At 41.0% G+C, this 18,763-nt stretch carries 18 protein-coding genes and 2 tRNA genes; 2 read left to right on the forward strand and 18 right to left on the reverse strand.

The annotated features are described in order from the left end of the window. Positions 1-136: 136 nt before the first annotated feature. Positions 137-892, reverse strand: coding sequence for a class A sortase (locus ACORHV_RS05310; protein WP_084857599.1), 756 nt, complete (start codon positions 890-892; stop codon positions 137-139). Next, positions 892-3,360, reverse strand: coding sequence for a DNA gyrase subunit A (gene gyrA / locus ACORHV_RS05315; protein WP_434397677.1), 2,469 nt, complete (start codon positions 3,358-3,360; stop codon positions 892-894). The genes ACORHV_RS05310 and gyrA overlap by 1 nt, the downstream gene beginning before the upstream one ends. Positions 3,361-3,553: 193 nt before the next feature. Between gyrA and ACORHV_RS05320 the strand changes: the two genes are divergently transcribed. Beyond that, positions 3,554-4,540 carry an L-lactate dehydrogenase gene (locus ACORHV_RS05320; RefSeq protein WP_000204722.1) on the forward strand — a complete coding sequence of 329 codons (987 nt, stop codon included), beginning with the start codon at positions 3,554-3,556 and terminating at the stop codon, positions 4,538-4,540. 131 nt (positions 4,541-4,671) lie between these two features. On the opposite strand, the gene ACORHV_RS05325 is transcribed toward ACORHV_RS05320, so the two are convergent. Together ACORHV_RS05325 and ACORHV_RS05330 are read right to left on the reverse strand one after the other, a co-directional pair. Continuing rightward, positions 4,672-4,947: an HU family DNA-binding protein gene (locus tag ACORHV_RS05325; protein ID WP_001284636.1), complete on the reverse strand. Its 276-nt coding sequence runs from the start codon at positions 4,945-4,947 to the stop codon at positions 4,672-4,674. Positions 4,948-5,054: 107 nt separating this feature from the next. After that, complete coding sequence (locus ACORHV_RS05330; protein ID WP_000195456.1) at positions 5,055-5,891, reverse strand: DegV family protein; 837 nt, start codon at positions 5,889-5,891, stop codon at positions 5,055-5,057. 141 nt (positions 5,892-6,032) lie between these two features. Here ACORHV_RS05330 and ACORHV_RS05335 point away from each other — a divergent pair, with 141 nt between their 5' ends. Then, positions 6,033-6,881, forward strand: a complete 849-nt coding sequence (locus tag ACORHV_RS05335) for a YitT family protein (RefSeq protein WP_000619787.1) — start codon at positions 6,033-6,035, stop codon at positions 6,879-6,881. A 22-nt stretch (positions 6,882-6,903) separates the two neighbouring features. Here the strand turns inward: ACORHV_RS05335 and ACORHV_RS05340 are convergent, their stop codons facing one another. The 14 genes from ACORHV_RS05340 to ACORHV_RS05405 all read right to left on the reverse strand — a co-directional run bounded on the left by ACORHV_RS05340 (position 6,904) and on the right by ACORHV_RS05405 (position 18,692). Further along, entirely contained in the window at positions 6,904-8,301 is a 1,398-nt protein-coding gene (locus ACORHV_RS05340; protein ID WP_198464605.1) for an APC family permease, read from the reverse strand. Positions 8,302-8,513: 212 nt separating this feature from the next. After that, entirely contained in the window at positions 8,514-9,083 is a 570-nt protein-coding gene (locus ACORHV_RS05345; RefSeq protein ID WP_000506262.1) for a hypothetical protein, read from the reverse strand. A gap of 19 nt (positions 9,084-9,102) precedes the next feature. Next, positions 9,103-10,515: a Fe-S cluster assembly protein SufB gene (sufB, locus tag ACORHV_RS05350; RefSeq protein WP_000797071.1), complete on the reverse strand. Its 1,413-nt coding sequence runs from the start codon at positions 10,513-10,515 to the stop codon at positions 9,103-9,105. Between the two features lie 35 nt (positions 10,516-10,550). Continuing rightward, the gene (sufU, locus tag ACORHV_RS05355) at positions 10,551-10,991 is read right to left on the reverse strand and encodes a Fe-S cluster assembly sulfur transfer protein SufU (protein ID WP_001218474.1); all 441 of its coding nucleotides are present in this window, start codon (positions 10,989-10,991) and stop codon (positions 10,551-10,553) included. Then, on the reverse strand, positions 10,978-12,204 hold the full coding sequence (locus ACORHV_RS05360; RefSeq protein WP_000887703.1) for a cysteine desulfurase: 1,227 nt from the start codon (positions 12,202-12,204) through the stop codon (positions 10,978-10,980). The genes sufU and ACORHV_RS05360 overlap by 14 nt, the downstream gene beginning before the upstream one ends. 10 nt (positions 12,205-12,214) lie before the next feature. Further along, complete coding sequence (sufD, locus tag ACORHV_RS05365) at positions 12,215-13,477, reverse strand: Fe-S cluster assembly protein SufD (protein WP_000159650.1); 1,263 nt, start codon at positions 13,475-13,477, stop codon at positions 12,215-12,217. A 27-nt stretch (positions 13,478-13,504) separates the two neighbouring features. Then, complete coding sequence (gene sufC / locus ACORHV_RS05370) at positions 13,505-14,275, reverse strand: Fe-S cluster assembly ATPase SufC (RefSeq protein ID WP_000114489.1); 771 nt, start codon at positions 14,273-14,275, stop codon at positions 13,505-13,507. Between the two features lie 151 nt (positions 14,276-14,426). Further along, a complete protein-coding gene (locus ACORHV_RS05375) occupies positions 14,427-14,621 on the reverse strand; it encodes a DUF3272 family protein (RefSeq protein ID WP_000198269.1) in 195 nt (64 codons plus the stop codon). 27 nt (positions 14,622-14,648) lie between these two features. After that, positions 14,649-16,307 carry a DNA polymerase III subunit gamma/tau gene (gene dnaX / locus ACORHV_RS05380; protein WP_000283848.1) on the reverse strand — a complete coding sequence of 553 codons (1,659 nt, stop codon included), beginning with the start codon at positions 16,305-16,307 and terminating at the stop codon, positions 14,649-14,651. After that, a complete protein-coding gene (locus ACORHV_RS05385; protein WP_000887137.1) occupies positions 16,307-16,804 on the reverse strand; it encodes a GAF domain-containing protein in 498 nt (165 codons plus the stop codon). The genes dnaX and ACORHV_RS05385 overlap by 1 nt, the downstream gene beginning before the upstream one ends. Positions 16,805-16,886: 82 nt before the next feature. Then, positions 16,887-18,089, reverse strand: a complete 1,203-nt coding sequence (rpsA, locus tag ACORHV_RS05390; RefSeq protein ID WP_001001617.1) for a 30S ribosomal protein S1 — start codon at positions 18,087-18,089, stop codon at positions 16,887-16,889. Between the two features lie 162 nt (positions 18,090-18,251). Next, positions 18,252-18,323, reverse strand: a tRNA-Gln gene (locus tag ACORHV_RS05395). A gap of 8 nt (positions 18,324-18,331) precedes the next feature. Further along, positions 18,332-18,412, reverse strand: a tRNA-Tyr gene (locus ACORHV_RS05400). Between the two features lie 49 nt (positions 18,413-18,461). Further along, a complete protein-coding gene (locus ACORHV_RS05405; RefSeq protein ID WP_000037105.1) occupies positions 18,462-18,692 on the reverse strand; it encodes a DUF2969 domain-containing protein in 231 nt (76 codons plus the stop codon). Positions 18,693-18,763: the final 71 nt, after the last annotated feature.

Below are 18,763 nucleotides of genomic sequence, written 5' to 3' on the forward strand. Positions count from 1 at the left end.
TTTTCCGTAAATTTCTAAAATATTTATCTTAAAAATCTTTATCCTAAGCCTTATTATCCTTTTTCATAAGAACTATTTTGATTCTATTTGTTGACAAAAAAACCAGTGAAATAGCACTTCACTGGTTCATTCATTCTTAATATCGTTGTCTATACGGTTGATTAAAGGCCTTCAAAATATCCTCAGAAGTCTCAGAATAAGCTTTTGATTCTTTAAAGATTCCTTTGACGATTATACGCTCGGTCGCATTATAATCAACACAGGTAACCAAAGTAATCTCCTTTACACCATCACGATCTTCGATTTCATCTACACGGTCTGGTGTAACACGTTTAACTTCTGTAATCTCATAAGTATAAACTTTATCCTTATCCGTCAGGTAAATTTTCATACCTGCTTTGGCATTGACCAAAGGTGAGAAGAGCATTTGACTGGCATTTTCAGCAGTAAAGATATGGTGACTAGCTAGAGAATAGTTCCCTTCTCCCATTCTTTGGTCAGGTTTCATAGTCCCTGCCCCATAGAACAGGTTTACATTATCCAAACCTTTAAAAATCGGTAAGTTTATCTCCACTTCGGGAATAGCAATACCTCCAATAACGGGAAGTTTCTGAGCATCCCATTGTGAAGCCAATACAGCTTCGGATGAAATAGACTTAACAGAGTCAAAATCAAAATTCCCTTCGGTTTTTAGATTTTCATCTATATTTTCCTTAGTGACTTGATTGACTTGGTATTTATTGGTATTCCAGACCAAAAAGATATCGCGAATCTTTGAATTAAAAATCAAGGCTAGGGAAAGAAGAATTAAGAAACCCGCTAAAATATTGATAAATAGATTTCTGCGCTTATTTTTCTTACTCTTTTTATTTTTCGTTTTTTTATGAGACATTATTCTGCACCTTCTGTTTCAATTTCAGTCCCAACTTCTTCTTTTTCTGCCGCAGCAACCGTTGTAAAGGTCACAATCTTGGCATCTTGGTCTAGACGCATCACCTTAACTCCCATAGTTGAGCGTCCTGTTTGTGAAATATTGGCAACGTTTGTTCGAATCATGACCCCTGTATCCGTGATAATCATCAGGTCTTCATCCCCCTTAACAGTGAGGAGACCTGCCAGAGGACCATTCTTCTCAGCAACATTGGCTGTCTTCATCCCTTTACCGCCACGGCCTTTAGTAGGGTATTCAGTAGCAAGTGTACGTTTACCATAACCTTTTTCAGTGATGATAAGGACCTCATCCTGATCAGTGATGACACTAGCACCAACTACAGTATCTCCTTCACGAAGGTTAACTCCTCGGACACCTGTCGCGATACGGCTCATGCCACGAACAGCTGACTGATTAAAGCGAACAGCATAACCAAACTTGGTACCAATGATAATATCCGTATCTTCTTCTGTCAGCAAGACATTAATCAATTCGTCTTCATCCTTGAGATTCAAGGCTTTAAGTCCATTTTGACGAATATTAGCGAACTCTTTAACACTGGTTCTCTTCACAATACCGTGACGAGTTGTAAAGAAGAGATAGGCGTCATCACTACGTTCAGACTCAACGTTGATGATGGTCTGAATACTCTCACCTTCGTCCAACTTCAAAAGATTGACAACTGGCAAGCCCTTGGCTGTACGACCATATTCTGGGATTTCATAACCTTTAAGGCGATAGACACGTCCTTTATTAGTAAAGAAGAGCAGATGATCATGGGTGCTAGTTGAAACCAACTCACGCACAAAGTCATCATCCTTAACGCCAGTACCTTGAACCCCACGGCCACCACGTTTTTGGGCAGTGAACTCACCTTGGTCCAGACGTTTGATATAGCCCTTGTTAGATAGGGTAATCAAAACATCCGTTTCTTCAATCAAATCTTCATCTTCAAGAGTTAAGACTTCACCGACCATCAACTCCGTACGACGTTTGTCACCAAACTTGCGTTTGACTTCGTCCAATTCCTCTTTGATGATTTGAGCCACACGCTCAGGCTTGGCAAGGATATCAGCCAAATCTGCAATCAAGGCAATCAATTCATCATACTCAGACTGAATCTTATCACGTTCCAATCCTGTCAAACGACGAAGACGCATATCAAGGATTGCCTGACTTTGACGCTCTGAAAGCTTAAACTTGCTCATCAACTCAGCTTGTGCTTCGGCATCTGTTTCACTTGCACGGATAATACGAATCACTTCGTCGATATGATCTAGCGCAATTAGAAGACCTTCTAAGATATGTGCACGCGCTTCTGCTTTTTCCTTGTCAAAACGAGTACGACGAACAACCACTTCTTTTTGGTGCTCGATATAAGCATCCAAAATTTGACGAAGGGACAAGATTTTTGGCACGCCATTTTGAATCGCCAACATGTTGAAACCAAAGTTGGTTTGCATCTGGGTCATCTTGAAGAGGTTGTTAAGGATAACGTTGGCAGACGCGTCGCGTTTAACCTCGATTACAAAGCGGACGCCTTCACGGTTGGACTCATCACGTACGGCTGTAATGCCCTCAATTCGTTTTTCCTGAACCAAGCGAACAATATGCTCATGTACCTTGGTTTTATTAACCATATAAGGGAATTCTGTTACAACGATGCGCTCACGACCCGTCTTAGTGGTTTCAATCTCTGTACGAGAACGAAGGACAATGGAACCTTTACCAGTCTCATAAGCCTTATGAATACCTGATTTCCCCATGACAAGAGCGCCAGTCGGAAAATCTGGACCAGGCAAGACTTCCATCAAGTCCTTAGTCATCACTTCAGGATTATCCATAACCAACTTCACTGCATCAATGGTTTCACCCAAGTTGTGAGGTGGAATATTGGTTGCCATCCCAACAGCGATACCCGTTGCTCCATTGACCAAAAGGTTTGGAAAACGAGCAGGCAAAACCAAGGGTTCACGTTCGTTAGCATCGTAGTTGTCTACGAAATCAACTGTGTTTTTATTGATGTCACGAAGCATTTCCAGAGCAATCTTGCTCATACGTGCCTCAGTGTACCGCTGCGCGGCAGCACCGTCCCCATCCATAGAACCAAAGTTTCCATGCCCATCAACAAGCATGTAACGGTAGCTCCACCATTGAGCCATACGAACCATGGCTTCGTAAATAGAGGAATCACCATGTGGGTGGTATTTACCCATAACATCCCCTGTAATACGGGCTGACTTTTTATGAGGTTTATCTGGTGTAACACCTAGTTCATTCATTCCGTATAGAATACGACGGTGAACAGGTTTTAAGCCATCTCGAACATCAGGAAGGGCCCGCGCAACGATAACGCTCATGGCGTAGTCGATAAAGCTGGTCTTCATCTCCTTTGTCAGATTGACATTCACTAAATTTCTATCCTGCATTCATAAATGCCTCATTTCACTATTAGTAATTAGATATATTATACCATAATTTGTCCTTCATTTCAGTCTTTGAAAACCACTAAAACGTTTACATCGATAACCGAATAGAATATTCGTGACAAAGCTTTTCAAAAGTGATAGAATGAAATTGTCTGGGGATTCCCCTAAAAAAAATGAAGGAGATGTTTAGATAATGACTTCAACTAAACAACACAAAAAAGTGATCCTTGTTGGTGACGGTGCCGTAGGTTCATCTTATGCTTTCGCACTTGTTAACCAAGGAATTGCACAAGAGCTTGGAATTATCGAAATTCCACAATTACACGAAAAAGCTGTTGGTGATGCGCTTGACCTTAGCCACGCCCTTGCCTTCACTTCACCTAAAAAAATCTACGCTGCTCAATACTCTGACTGTGCAGACGCTGACCTTGTTGTTATCACTGCAGGTGCTCCTCAAAAACCAGGTGAAACTCGCCTTGACCTTGTAGGTAAAAACTTGGCTATCAACAAATCAATTGTAACACAAGTTGTTGAATCAGGTTTTGATGGTATCTTCCTTGTTGCGGCTAACCCAGTTGATGTTTTGACTTACTCAACTTGGAAATTCTCTGGATTCCCTAAAGAACGTGTTATCGGTTCAGGTACTTCACTTGACTCAGCACGTTTCCGTCAAGCACTTGCTGAAAAATTGGATGTTGATGCTCGTTCAGTTCACGCCTACATCATGGGCGAACACGGAGATTCTGAATTTGCGGTTTGGTCACACGCTAACATAGCTGGTGTAAACCTTGAAGAATTCCTTAAAGATACTCAAAACGTTCAAGAAGCTGAATTGATTGAATTGTTCGAAGGTGTTCGTGACGCTGCCTACACAATCATCAACAAAAAAGGAGCTACATACTACGGTATCGCTGTAGCGCTTGCTCGTATCACAAAAGCAATCCTTGATGACGAAAATGCAGTACTTCCACTTTCAGTCTTCCAAGAAGGTCAATACGGTGTTAAAAACGTCTTTATCGGTCAACCAGCTGTTGTTGGTGCTCACGGTATCGTTCGTCCAGTAAACATTCCATTGAATGATGCTGAAACTCAAAAAATGCAAGCATCAGCTAAAGAATTGCAAGCTATCATTGATGAAGCATGGAAAAACCCTGAATTCCAAGCAGCTTCTAAAAACTAATGAAAAGAAGGTTCTCAAACATGGGAACCTTTTTCTTTTTGCACAGAATCATAACTCAACTCTTCAAATAAACAAAAAAAGCCTGTTGACCAAGCTAGGAAGCTTGATACAATAGGCTTTTTGAAAATTCATTATTTAACAGCGTCTTTAAGAGCTTTACCAGCTTTGAATGCTGGAACTTTAGAAGCTGCGATTTTGATTTCTTTACCAGTTTGTGGGTTGCGACCTTTACGTGCAGCACGCTCACGAACTTCAAAGTTACCGAAACCGATCAATTGAACTTTTTCACCAGCTGCAAGGTATTCAGTTACTGCTGCAAATACAGCGTCAACTGCTGCTGCTGAATCTTTCTTAGTCAATTCTGTAGCTTCTGCTACTTTAGCGATCAAATCTTGTTTGTTTGCCATGTTAACAAATCCTCCAAATAATTTCTAATTAACAAATATAATCATATCCTAAAATCGGCTATAGGTCAAGTCAAAAACACTATTTCGAACATTTTTTCTCTATTTTTTTAGGAATTGTAGCGAATTAGAATCGCCCAAGCATTCTCTCCAGTATGAGTTTGAATAATAGAGCCAGTTTCCAATACAGAGATTGGCTTCTCAACATAAGGTTGCAATAATGCCTTCATCTCATTTGCCCATTCGTTCGTTCCAGCATAGGAGATTCCAATTTCTGCAACTGATTTTTGGGAAAGAGTATTGGTTAATTCCTCAAGCCACTTTTTGAAAGTTTTCGCTCCACGTCCTTTGGCGATTGGTTGGAGTTCGTGGTTTTTCATCTGCATTACTACACGAATATTCAAGAGTGAGCTTAGTAATCCTGTCACACGTCCAATACGACCACCCTTAACTAAGTTTTCTAGCGTCGAAACACCGATATAGAGTTCTGTATGATTTTTGACGTCCTCTACATGAGCTAAGATCGTTTCTAAGTCTTTACCTTCTTTAGCAAGTTTTGCGGCTTCAACAACTTGGAACTTCATCGCTTGATCTGTAAAGGAACTATCAATAACCGTTACATCAGCAGTTGAGAGACTTGCCCCTTGGCGAGCAGCTTCCACAGTTCCAGACAAGGCATGGGACATGTGAATGGCGATAATTTGACTGCCATCTTTACCTAGCTCTTCAAAGACCTCAGCAAACACTCCCACAGGGGGCTGACTTGTTTTAGGCAGATTCTTACTTTGTTGCATAAGATGAAGGAATTCTCCCTCTTTTAAATCTGCATCCGAATAAAGCACACTATCAATCATAACTGATAGTGGGACAACAGTGATATTTAATTCTTTAACTACTTCTGGTTCGATAGTAACAGAAGAGTCCGTTACAATTTTTACTTGTGTCATAATTCAATCTTTCTATTCTTCTCGATAGGATTGGGATTTTCTCCTATATTATATCAAAAAAATGATAAAAAATCATAAGTGATCCGATGAAAAGAACTGAATTTTTGGTATAATCTATCTATAGAAAAGTGAGGAACAACTATGATTCGAAAACTTCAACCGATTATCACCATTATTCTTGGAGCTGCTATCTATGCCTTCGGTCTTACCTACTTTGTTGTTCCTTATCATTTATTTGAGGGAGGGGCGACAGGTATTACCTTGATTACTTACTATCTCTTTAAGATTCCTGTCTCATTGATGAACCTCTTAATTAATATCCCTTTATTTATCCTGGCTTGGAAGATATTTGGACCTAAGACCCTCTACTCCAGCCTTCTAGGATCTATTTCACTCTCCGTTTGGCTAGCAATCTTTGAGCGCATTCCTTTGCACATCGACTTGCAAGGGGATCTCATCATTGTCGCTTTAGTCTCAGGAGTCTTACTGGGGGTTGGTTTAGGAATTATCTTTAATGCTGGTGGAACCACTGGTGGTTCTGATATCGTTGCCCGTATCCTCAACAAATATACTAATATTTCGATTGGTAAATTGCTTTTTGGGATTGACTTTTTTATCTTAATGTTGATTTTGATTATCTTCCAGGATCTTCGTCTCGTTACCTATACCCTCTTGTTTGACTTTATTATCGCTCGTGTTATCGACTTGATAGGCGAAGGAGGTTATGCTGGTAAAGGATTTATGATTATTACCCAATATCCTGATCAATTGGCCAAAGAGATTAACGATGAACTCGGACGTGGCGTTACCTTTATATCTGGTCAAGGCTACTACAGCAAAAAGGATTTAAAAATTATCTACTGTATCGTCGGTCGGAATGAAATCGTTAAAATGAAAGATATGATTCACAAAATCGACCCTCAAGCCTTTATCACCATCACTGAGGCTCATGAAATTCTGGGTGAAGGATTTACTTATGTGAAAGATTAAAAAAGCTGGGAATTCCCAGCTTTTATTCTTCTTCTGCGAGGGTTGAATGGCGGAACCCATAAGTAAAGTAAATGACTAGACCAACTAGAAGAGCAATGCCAAAGGCGATCCAGGTATCTAGACTATATTGAAGCATAAAGGAAACACAGATAAGAATGGAAAGAATTGGCAAAAGTGGCACCAAGGGTGTTTTAAACTCTCCCTCTTTTGGCATACCCTTATCCTTTCTGAGTTTTATTATTCCATAGGCTAGCAAAATGAGATAAGCTAGCGTACAAATATTTAAGAAGGCTGCAATACTGGCTAGAGGAAAGACTCCTGCAGCAATGGCTGAAGCAACTCCTGTTAAGAGGGTCGCATTTTTAGGAACGCGACTAGTCTTGCTTAATTGTTTGAAACTTTGAGGTAAAAGTCCATCACGTGCTAAGCTATAAATCATCCGAGACAAAGCATAAGTCATAGAGATACATACGGTTATCAGGGTTAAAATGGCTACAAGCGAAACATAATTTGCTGCCCAGCCGATACCAATACTCCGTAATGAAAATGCTACTGCATCGTCCACATTGAGTTTACTGTAGTGAACAATCCCTGTCAATACTAAGGTTACCAAAGCATAGAGAATGGTGACGATTGTCAGAGAAAGGACAATTCCGCGAGGAATATTTTTTTGCGGGCTTTGAATTTCATCAACTGCCATGGAAATTGACTCAAATCCGAGAAAACCAAAGAACATCAAAGATGCGCCAGCCATAATCCCAGTACTTCCACCATATAGTTGACCAAAGCCAAAAGGAGCAAAATTCGACCAATTTTCAGGTTTGATGTACCAAATACCAACTAGGATAAATAAGGCGAGAGCTGAGAATTTCAAGACCACTAAAAGCGAATTAAATCGCAAAGCTGCCTTTGAATTTAATAAAACCAATCCCGTTACCAAGGTCAGTACTAAAATAGGCAGAAGATCGATATAGGTACCTTGTTCAGGGTTAAAGGTTCCATTCAAGGCTTGGGGCATGGAGATACCATAATTACTGAGCAATCCCTTAAAGTAAGCTGCCCAGCCAGACGCCACACCTGAAACAGCCGTCATGAATTCCATGATGGTCAACCAACCAGCAATCCAGGCTGGCAATTCTCCTAGAATCGCATAGAGATAACTATAAGCACCACCAGTAGCAGGCACACGAGAGGCAAATTCTGCGAAAAAGAGGGCTGATAGAGAAACACACAGAGCAGAAATCACAATGGAAATCACTAATGAGGGACCAGCTAGGGTAGCCGCTGCTGTTCCTGTAATGGTGAAAATCCCTGTCCCCACCATGGCACCAATCCCTAGAAGAATCAAATCCCACAATTTCAAATGGCGATGCATTTCTGTCTGTCTCAGACTAACATCCTTGGTTCTAAAAATATTCATTCTTCTTCTCCACTAAATGTAATTGTTTTATTTTACCATATAAAAGCAGTTTTGTGAATATTTATTAGGTTCTTTTTTAAAAAAATTCTGAACAGAAAGGATTCCTGTTCAGAATTTGCATTTTTACCCAGTGATTCTTTCAATTATTTACTCATCAAGCGATTAAGCTCAACAGTATACTCCATTGAAAGTTTTTGGGGATTTGGGATTTTTTAAACTTCAAAGTAAGGGAACGGACGGTCACTATCTAGAGGACGATTTGGAACTTCTTGTTCCAAAATAGCGCGCCAACCAGATACCAATTCTTCAAAAGTCAGTTGTGCTTCTGGAGAAGCTGTTGTAAGCTTTCGCCCAAACCAAGCCATGGTTGCAGTTTCAAACTGAAGCATAGCGTACTGGATTACTGGTACATTTGCCTCTTCATAATTTTCATTTACTGCACGCGCTACTTCTGCCGCTTGCGGAAGGAGTTGATTGCTGATTTTATCAACAACTGTCGCATCCATCTCTCTCCATGAAAGAAGTTGACCATTTACCTGATAAAAGAGCTCAAAGGTTTCTTGATTTTCCTTGAAATTAGTAAGAACAAAAGCACGTTCCACGGCCTCAGGACCACCAGCAGCTTTTACAGCGTTTATCAAGAGGTTTTGTTCCATTTGTCGCCAATAATCATCTGCTTCTTCTGCTAAATCAATTGTAAAAGGTGGAACAATTTCCTCGACAGGAATTTCACCTTTATTCGCTTTTTCAACATTACCGAATAATTTTTTTAAAAATCCCATTTGCTTCTCCTTTTTGGATTTATCCGACTGAACCTTCCATTTCATAGCTAATCAAGCGGTTCAGCTCAACTGCGTATTCCATTGGAAGTTCTTTAGTGAAGGGCTCTACAAATCCCATAACGATCATCTCAGTAGCTTCAGATTCTGACAAACCACGACTCATGAGGTAGTAGAGTTGTTCCTCTGAAATCTTAGATACCTTGGCCTCGTGTTCCAAAGCAACTTGCGAGTTGTGAATTTCATTAAACGGAATGGTATCTGACGCTGATAAGTCATCCATGATAATGGTATCACACTCGATGTGAGAAACAGATTTCTTAGAGTTCTTGTTAAAGGTTACTTGTCCACGATAGTCCACCTTTCCTCCGCCTTTAGCAATGGATTTAGACACGATAGACGAGCTTGTATGTGGAGCGTTGTGGATCATCTTGGCACCCGTATCTTGGTGTTGCCCTGCATTGGCAAAGGCGATAGAGAGCATGGTTCCACGCGCTCCTTCTCCATCAAGGTAAACAGACGGGTATTTCATGGTTGTTTTAGCACCCAAGTTACCATCAATCCACTCAACAGTCGCATCTTTCAAAGCTTTGGCACGTTTTGTTACCAAGTTATAGACATTATCAGACCAGTTTTGGATGGTTGTATAACGCATATAAGCTCCGTCCAAAGCGAAAATTTCTACAATGGCAGCGTGCAAGCTGTTACTTGAATAAGTTGGCGCTGTACAGCCTTCTACGTAGTGGACGCTTGCTCCTTCATCAACAATAATCAAGGTACGTTCGAACTGACCTGTATTTTCGTTGTTGATACGGAAGTAGGTTTGAAGTGGAATATCTACCTTGACACCTTTTGGCACGTAGATAAAGGTTCCACCCGACCATACTGCAGAGTTGAGGGCTGCCAACTTGTTATCAGTCGGTGGTACCAACTTCGCAAAGTATTGTTTAAACAAGTCTGGGTATTCCTTGAGGGCAGAATCCGTATCTGTAAAGATAATACCCAATTTCTGGAACTCTTCCTTCATGTTATGGTAAACCACTTCTGACTCATACTGGGCAGAAGCTCCTGCTAGATAAGCACGCTCAGCTTCTGGAATCCCAATACGTTCAAAGGTTTCTTTGATTTTCTCAGGAACTTCATCCCAAGAACGGGCAGGTTTATCAGAAGGTTTTTGGTAGTAGATCAAGTCATCAAAGTCAATCTCTGACAAGTCTGCTCCCCAGGTTTGCATAGGCATTTTTTTGAAGGTTTCATAAGACTTCAAACGGAATTCTAACATCCACTCAGGTTCACCCTTAGCAGCAGATAATTCACGAATAACACCTTCGTTGAGTCCTTTTCCTGTCGATAGGACAGGCTCTACATCGTCATGGAAACCAAATTTATATTCACCAAGGTCAATTGGTTTTGGTTCTACTCTTTCTTCAGCCATAATATCCTTTCTTTCATTATATATTTCTATGTTTCTTATTTATCTTCTTGATTTTCAATTGTCTTCTTAAGGGCATTCCAAGCTAGAGTTGCACACTTAATCCGTTGTGGGAATTTGGCAACACCTGATAAGAAAGCTGCATCTCCAAGTTGGTCTTGGCGGTCATCCTTTTGCCCTTGAACCATTTCAGAAAAAATGGTCGCAAGTTCTAAAATTTCTTGTTTGGTCTTGCCTAAAACTGCATCTGTCATCATACTAGCAGAGGCAGTTGAAATCGTGCATCCTGAATTTAGAAAAGCAATATCTTCCAAACGGTCCTCTGCGTCAAACTTGACAGAGAGGTTGATAACATCCCCACAGGTTGGATTATTGAGACTGATTTGCTCAGCGTCTTCTAACTTCCCTTGGTGATGTGGATTTTTCGAATGGTCTGCCACCACTGCCATATAAAGGCTATCTAGTTTAGAAAGTGCCATTGAAAAACTCCTTTGTCTTTTGTAGGGCATCGACTAGCTTGTCACAATCTGCCTTGGTATTGTAGATATAAAAACTTGCACGAGCTGTTGCTGGGACTTCCAAATACTGAAGCAAAGGTTGGGCGCAATGGTGACCAGCACGAACAGCCACTCCTTCATAATCAAGTGCTGTAGCTAGGTCATGGGGATGAAGATCACTTAGGTTAAAGGCAATGACACCTGAACGTTGAGCCAGGTCCTGCGAACCATAAATGGTCAAGCCTTCAATGGCCTGCAATTTTGGATAGACGTATGCAATCAATTCTTGTTCATGCGCTTCAATGGCATCCATGCCAATCTTTTCCAGATAATCCACTGCTGCAGCAAGTCCGATAGCACCTGCCATATTTGGCGTTCCAGCCTCAAATTTCCAAGGCAATTCCTTCCAACTAGCAGATTGCTCATAGACGAAATCAATCATCTCGCCACCAAATTCAACTGGAGACATTTGTTCCAGATACTTTTCTTTACCGTAAAGCACACCGATGCCAGTCGGACCAGCCATCTTGTGACCTGAAAAGGCGAAGAAGTCCACATCCAAGTCCTGGACATCAATCTTCATATGAGGCGTAGATTGAGCACCATCCACTACCATGATAGCTCCAACTTGGTGGGCCAATTTCGTGATTTCCTTGATAGGATTGACCACACCAAGAACATTTGAGGCTTGAGCTAGAGAGACAAACTTGACTTTATCAGTCAATTTAGCGCGCAAATCCTCCATATCCAGAGCCCCGTCCTTGAGATAAACATAGACAAGCTCTGCCCCAGTCTTGCGACAAGCTTCCTGCCATGGAATGATATTAGAATGGTGTTCCATTACTGAAATCAAGACTTGGTCTCCCTCAGTCAGAATTTCCTCAGCGAAGCGTGCCACCCAGTTAAGGCTGGTTGTCGTTCCTCTGGTAAAGAGAACTTCCTTTGTAGAGCCTGCATTGATAAACTTACGAATGGTTTCACGAGCAGCTTCATAAGAAGCTGTTGCTCGCTCCGCCAAGGTATGAACACCACGGTGAACATTGGCATTGTCCTGCTCATAGTAGCGGTTAATCGTTTCAAGAACTGCTAGTGGTTTTTGTGTCGTCGCAGCATTGTCCAGATAGACCAGAGGTTCATCGTTGACAATCTGGTCCAAAATTGGAAAATCCTTGCGAATCGCTTCTACATCTAACATAGGCTTCCCCTTAGCGTTTTGACAATTTTTCTTCGATAGTTGCAATCATTTCGTCACGAACTTCTTTGACTGGAATCTCAACAATTACGGAGCCAAGGAAACCACGAACAACCAAACGCTCAGCAGTCGCCTTGTCCAAGCCACGGCTCATGAGGTAGTACATATCTTCTGGATCCACCTGACCGATAGAAGCCGCGTGACCTGCAGTTACGTCATTTTCATCAATCAAAAGAATGGGGTTGGCATCTGAACGCGCCTGATCTGAAAGCATGAGAACACGACTTTCTTGCTGCGCATCAGCTCCCTTAGCACCCTTGATAATGTGTCCAATACCATTGAAGGTCAAAGTTGCTTTTTCAAGGATAACCCCATGTTGGAGGATATTTCCGATAGAGTTGCAACCATAGTTAGTCACTCGAGTATCAATCCCTTGAACCTGACGGCCACTTGAAAGAGCTACGACTTTAAGGTCAGCATGGCTACCATTTCCAATCAAATCGCTATCAAAATCAGCAACAACATTTCCTTCGTTCATGACACCGATTGCCCAGTCAATGCTTGCATCGTTGCCTAGTTTACCACGACGGCTAATGTAGGCCGTGACATTTTCACCTAAACGGTCAATGGCCGCAAATTTCACTTGCGCACCAGAACGAGCAATCACTTCAACTGTGATATTGGCAGTTGCTTTCGCACTACCTTCGCCACGTGACTCTAAACGCTCCAGATAACTAATCTTAGAATTTTTACCAGCGATAATCATAATATGCTTGTTAAATGGCACATCGCTATCGCTGTCTTGGTAGAAAATTCCTTCGATTGGCTCTGTAATCTCAACATTATCAGGAATGTAGAGAACAGCACCACTGTTAAAGTAAGCTGTATGGTAGGCTGCCAACTTGTCATCGTCATACTTAACAGATGACATGAAGAATTCCTCGATAAGTTCGGGAATTTCTTCTAAAGCTGAGTGGAAGTCTGTAAAGATTACTCCTTGTTCAGCCAATTCAACTGGAGTTTGTTCAAAAACAGTCTGCGTTCCTACTTGCACCAACTTCAAGTGATTATCTAGAGCCGTGAAGTCAGGAACATTTGCTGAAGGTTCACTTTCTTTGATGGTTCCATCTCCCAGATTCCAACGGTGAAATTTGACACGCTCAATAACTGGTAATTCTAAACTCTCAATCTTATCAAAAGCTTTTTGACGGAGGTCAGCCAACCAGCTTGGTTCAGCGTGCATTTCTGAAAAAAGTTTAATATTCTCTTTAGTCATTTACTTCTCCTAAAAGATACGAGGGAATTACAATTCTTCCTTGTAGTCATAGCCAAGTTCTTCAGCTAGTTTCGCGTATCCTTCACGTTCCAAGCGTGCAGCCAATTCTGGACCACCAGAAAGGACAACACGACCTTCCATCATCACGTGGACCACGTCTGGTGTGATGTAGTTCAAGAGACGTTGGTAGTGAGTGATAATCATAGCACCAAAGCCTTCACCACGCATTGCATTGACACCTTTAGACACAACTTTAAGGGCGTCAATATCAAGACCTGAGTCAATCTCATCCAAGAGAGCAAAAGTTGGTTCCAACATCAAGAGTTGAAGAATTTCATTACGTTTTTTCTCACCACCTGAGAAACCTTCGTTGAGGTAACGCTCTGCCATTTCTTCTTTCATGTTGAGCAATTCCATTTTCTCGTCTAGTTTAGTGATGAACTCACGAACTGAAATCTTTTCATCATCTTCTTTACCAGCATTCATGGCTGCACGAAGAAACTCTGCGTTGGTAATTCCAGGGATTTCAGATGGGTATTGCATAGCCAGGAAAAGTCCCATACGCGCACGCTCGTCTACTTCCAACTCAAGGATATTTACACCATCAAACAAGACCTCCCCTTTAGTAACCTCATAGTTAGGGTTTCCCATGATAGCTGCAGAAAGAGTCGATTTACCAGTACCATTTGGTCCCATGATAGCTGCGATTTCTCCTGTTTTCAGAGTCAGATTGACCCCTTTCAAAATTTCTTTTCCTTCAATCTCAACGTGAAGATCTTTGATCTCTAATACTGACATGATAGTTCCTTTCTTTTTCTGGCCTACTTCCTTTATCCTTAAAGAAATCACTTACATTTCTCTAAAAATAAAAGAAAAGGTCCATAAATATACTCTACTAGTATAACAAAAAAAAGCCTAAAAGGCTTTGATTTTGTTTAGAAGCTAGTGACTAATCCTTGCGGTTTAGGTGCTGATCAATAGCATCTACTATTTTCCCCATTACATAACTTAACCTAAAATTTCGAAAAAGTAGAATGGCCCAAAAGGCTGCCATGAAATAGCGACCCGTCATCCAAGCTTCATTGAAAAAATAAGTCTCAGCAGCAGTAAATAGTGCTATCACGATAAATTGTTGTCTAGTCATAGGATTATTGTACCATGAAATCCACTTTTAGTCTTCTTCGACCATGACTTTATCAGCCAGAAATTCAAATCCCTCTGGAATTAGGCTTTCTTCTTCTACCTCTTGATCTGCCTGAGAAGACTTGTTTTTAGCTGAAAATGCTGCACGAACCTCTTTCCATTCCTCTAGGGAAATTGCCAGGATTTCAGGTGAAAATCCAGCCGCCTGGCTGAGAATATTGCCAAACATGGTATTGAGGTTATCCCGTTTCATGGTTTGCCCTGCATTGAAATTAGACTCAAAAGCTAAAATTGCATGGTGTTCGTTGGCTGCAACTGGTTGAGAACCAACAAGAAGAGCCTTATCAGGACCAGCTAAGCTTTCAATCACTTCTCCCCATGCATTCTGGAGTCTAATCAAGTTTTGCCGTGCCAATTCAGGATTTTCAACAGCTTCTTGTAGGATAGCCTGAACCTTATTACGGTCTACTCGATAGACTGTCTTGGAAGTGGCTGGACGGCTAGGGACTGGCGCCACTTGTTTAGGAGCTGTTTCAACATTGGCAAGTTCTTGTTTAAGACGGGCGACTTCCTGTCTCAGTGCAGAAATTTCACTTTCAACAGTTCCCGAAACCGCAGATTCAGGCTTAATCTCCGCTAAACGAATGGTCATCATCTCAGCATAAATCTTAGGTTGTAGACTAGCTTTCATATCTGCCAAGCTCACAGTCGCTATTCGAATCATTTCAAAGAGACTTTCCTGAGAAAGAGCTAGATTGTCCATAAAAACTGGACTATGATGAGTATTTTCACCACCTGTCTGAACAACCAGTAGATCCCGCAAATACTGCAAGAGATCCGTCACAAAACGAGTCATGCTCTTGCCATTTTCAAACAAAAGATTCAAAGAATCGAGTGCTTTGGGGACATCCTGTTGGGCCAAAGCGGCCACATAGTCATCTAGAGCTGATAGACTAATAGTGCCTGTAATCTCCTCAGAAATAGCTGTCGTTAAAGCATTCCCTTGCGTCAAACTCAAGGCTTGGTCCAGAATAGACAAGGCATCCCGCATCCCACCTTCAGCCCGTCTAGCAATGATTTCCACAGCCTCTGGTTCAGAACTAATATTTTCTTTTTCTAAAATATGATGAATATGTGCCGTGATATCTTGAGTTCGAATCGATTTAAACTCAAAACGTTGGACACGCGATAAAATAGTTGCTGGAATTTTGTGCAATTCGGTGGTCGCCAAGATAAAGACAACATTCTGAGTTGGTTCTTCAAGGGTCTTCAAAAGCGCATTAAAAGCTCCTGTAGACAACATATGAACCTCGTCTATGATATAGACCTTATACCGTGCTAAACTAGGAGCGTAAGTAGATTTATCACGAATTTCACGGATCTCATCGACTCCGTTATTCGAAGCCGCATCCATTTCGATAACATCTTCTAGGCTACCTTCTGTCACTGCCTGACAGATATAACAGTTATTACATGGTTCTCCGTCTACCTGGTTTGGACAGTTCATAGCCTTGGCAAAAATCTTGGCTACACTGGTTTTCCCAGTTCCACGAGGGCCCGAGAAAAGATAAGCGTGACTAATCTTTTCCTGCTCAACTGCTTGTTTTAGGGTTTTAGCCACAACCTCTTGACCTACCAGTTGTGAAAAAGTCTGGCTTCTATATTTTCGATAAAGTGCTTGATACATTAGGCTTTCTCCTCAAACATCGTAAAGTCCCATTCTGTCTTATCAAGCAAAATAGCGACAAATTGTTCCAAGTAATCACGGTCAATGGCATTGTAATCATCAATAAGTGAAGAATCCAAGTCTAAGACACCCAGCAATCGACCATTCTTGAGCATGGGAACCACGATTTCACTCTTGGCCATACTATCACAAGAAATGTAGTTTGGATAGGTGCTCACATCGCCAACCAAAACAGTCTCTTGAAACGCAGCAGCTTCTCCACACACGCCTTTTCCAAGCGGGATGCGAATGCAAGAAACCCCACCCTGAAAAGGTCCTAAAACCAACTCGCTACCATCAAACAGATAAAATCCTGCAAATACAGTATTGGGAAAGCGAGATTTTAGGAGGGCACTAGCATTCGAAAGATTGGCAAGAACATTACTCTCACCTTCAAGTAAATAAGAGAGTTCCTCATTTAACAATTGATATTGTGATTGTTTTTCTGAATCTAACATAGAACTATTATATCAAAAATGAGAAAGAGACAAAAGAAAAATCCCTTGTTTTAAACAAAGGATTTTGTGATTATCAATTTGATTAAAGTTCGATATCACCGAACAAGTCAGCCATTGAGAATCCTGTTTGTGTTTCTGGAAGTTCGAAATCACGTTTTTCTTGACGTTTTGGACGACGTGGACGAGCAGCACGTTTTTCTTCTTTTTGTCCTTCTTCTTGAGCTGGACGCTCTTCAAGAGCTTTGATAGAAAGTGATACACGTTCTGCGTCAGCGTTAACATCAAGGACTTTAACAGTAACTTCTTGACCAACAGTAAGAGCTTCTTTTGGATTTTCGATACGTTTGTGTGAAATTTGTGATACGTGAACAAGTCCATCGATACCTGGCAACACTTCAACAAATGCACCGAAGTCAGTCAAACGTTTAACTGTTCCTTCTACTACATCACCTTTAGCCAATTTTTGCTCAACGCCATCCCATGGTCCAGGTGTTGTTGCTTTAAGTGAAAGTGATACGCGTCCTTCTTCTTCGTTAAGATCAAGGATCTTCACTTCGATTTCTTCACCAACAGTTACAACTGATTTAGGTGAAACGTTACGTTCGTGTGACAACTCAGTCAAGTGAACCAATCCGTCAACACCACCAAGGTCGATGAAAGCACCGAAGCTTGTGATACGAGCAACTTTACCAGTTACTACATCACCAACAGCCAATTTACCGAATACTTCAGCACGAGCTGCTGCAGTAGCTGCTTCAACAACTTCACGACGTGAAAGGATGAAGCGGTTCTCTTTAGGATCAACTTCCTTGATTTTAGCATCAAATTCTTGACCTACGAAACGCTCAGTGTTACGTACGAAACGAGTATCCAACATTGAAGCTGGGATAAATCCACGAACACCTTCAAATTCTACTGAAAGTCCACCTTTAACGGCACGAGTTCCTTTAACAGTAACAACTTCTTCTTCGCGTCCTACAAGTTTGTCCCATGCTTTGCGAGCTTCAAGGCGTTTTTTAGATACAAGGTATGTAACTGTATCAGTATCTTTACCAACTACTTGACGAAGTACAAGAACATCCAATACTTCTCCTACTTTCACAAAGTCATTGATATCTGCATCGCGATCGTTTGTCAATTCGCGAAGAGTCAAGACACCTTCAACACCAGTCCCAGAGATTGCAACGTTAGCTTGAGTCGCATCAACTGTCAATACTTCAGCACTAACAACATCACCAGGCTCAACTTGGCTAACGCTATTTAGCAAATCTTCAAATTCATTCATCTAAAAAATCCTCCAACAATCAAGTTTTTCCAAACTTGACATACTTATAATTTTTTTCCTAAGCACCCGCAAAGACATGTTCATATCGTTCACGTCTTTCAATTATAAAAATAAAATACCCTAAGATATTTTTCTTTTTATCTTGAATTTATTACCTAAGAACTGGGGTAGCTGGATTCGAACCAACGCATGAGGGAGTCAAAGTCCCTTGCCTTACCGCTTGGCTATACCCCATTGATAAATGGAGAGAGAGGGATTCGAACCCCCGAACCCGAAGGAGCGGATTTACAGTCCGCCGCGTTTAGCCTCTTCGCTATCTCTCCAATGTTTAACGAGAACTATTATATCATGAAATTTTCAATAAAACAAGTATTATTTTGTCAAATTATAGTTTTCAATCAAAATTTCCACAGCTTTTTCAAGTTTTTTATAAAAACTATCGACATTTCCATTCTTTATGATGGCAAATTGGTTATCTAATTCGGCAATTTCTCCAATGACCTTTTTCCCGATCGTCAAAACGTATCCTTCATAGCTGTCTTTTCCAACAGTCACTTTTGCATCTGTTAATTGGATTTCAATTTTCTTATCTTTTTTACTCATACTGTACCTCTTTTCACTTTTTCTATTGTACAAGAAAAAGCTAAAACTAGCAAGAAAAAACTCCATTTCAG

Source organism: Streptococcus sp. KHUD_016 (genome assembly GCF_051106465.1).
Taxonomy (GTDB): Bacteria; Bacillota; Bacilli; order Lactobacillales; family Streptococcaceae; genus Streptococcus.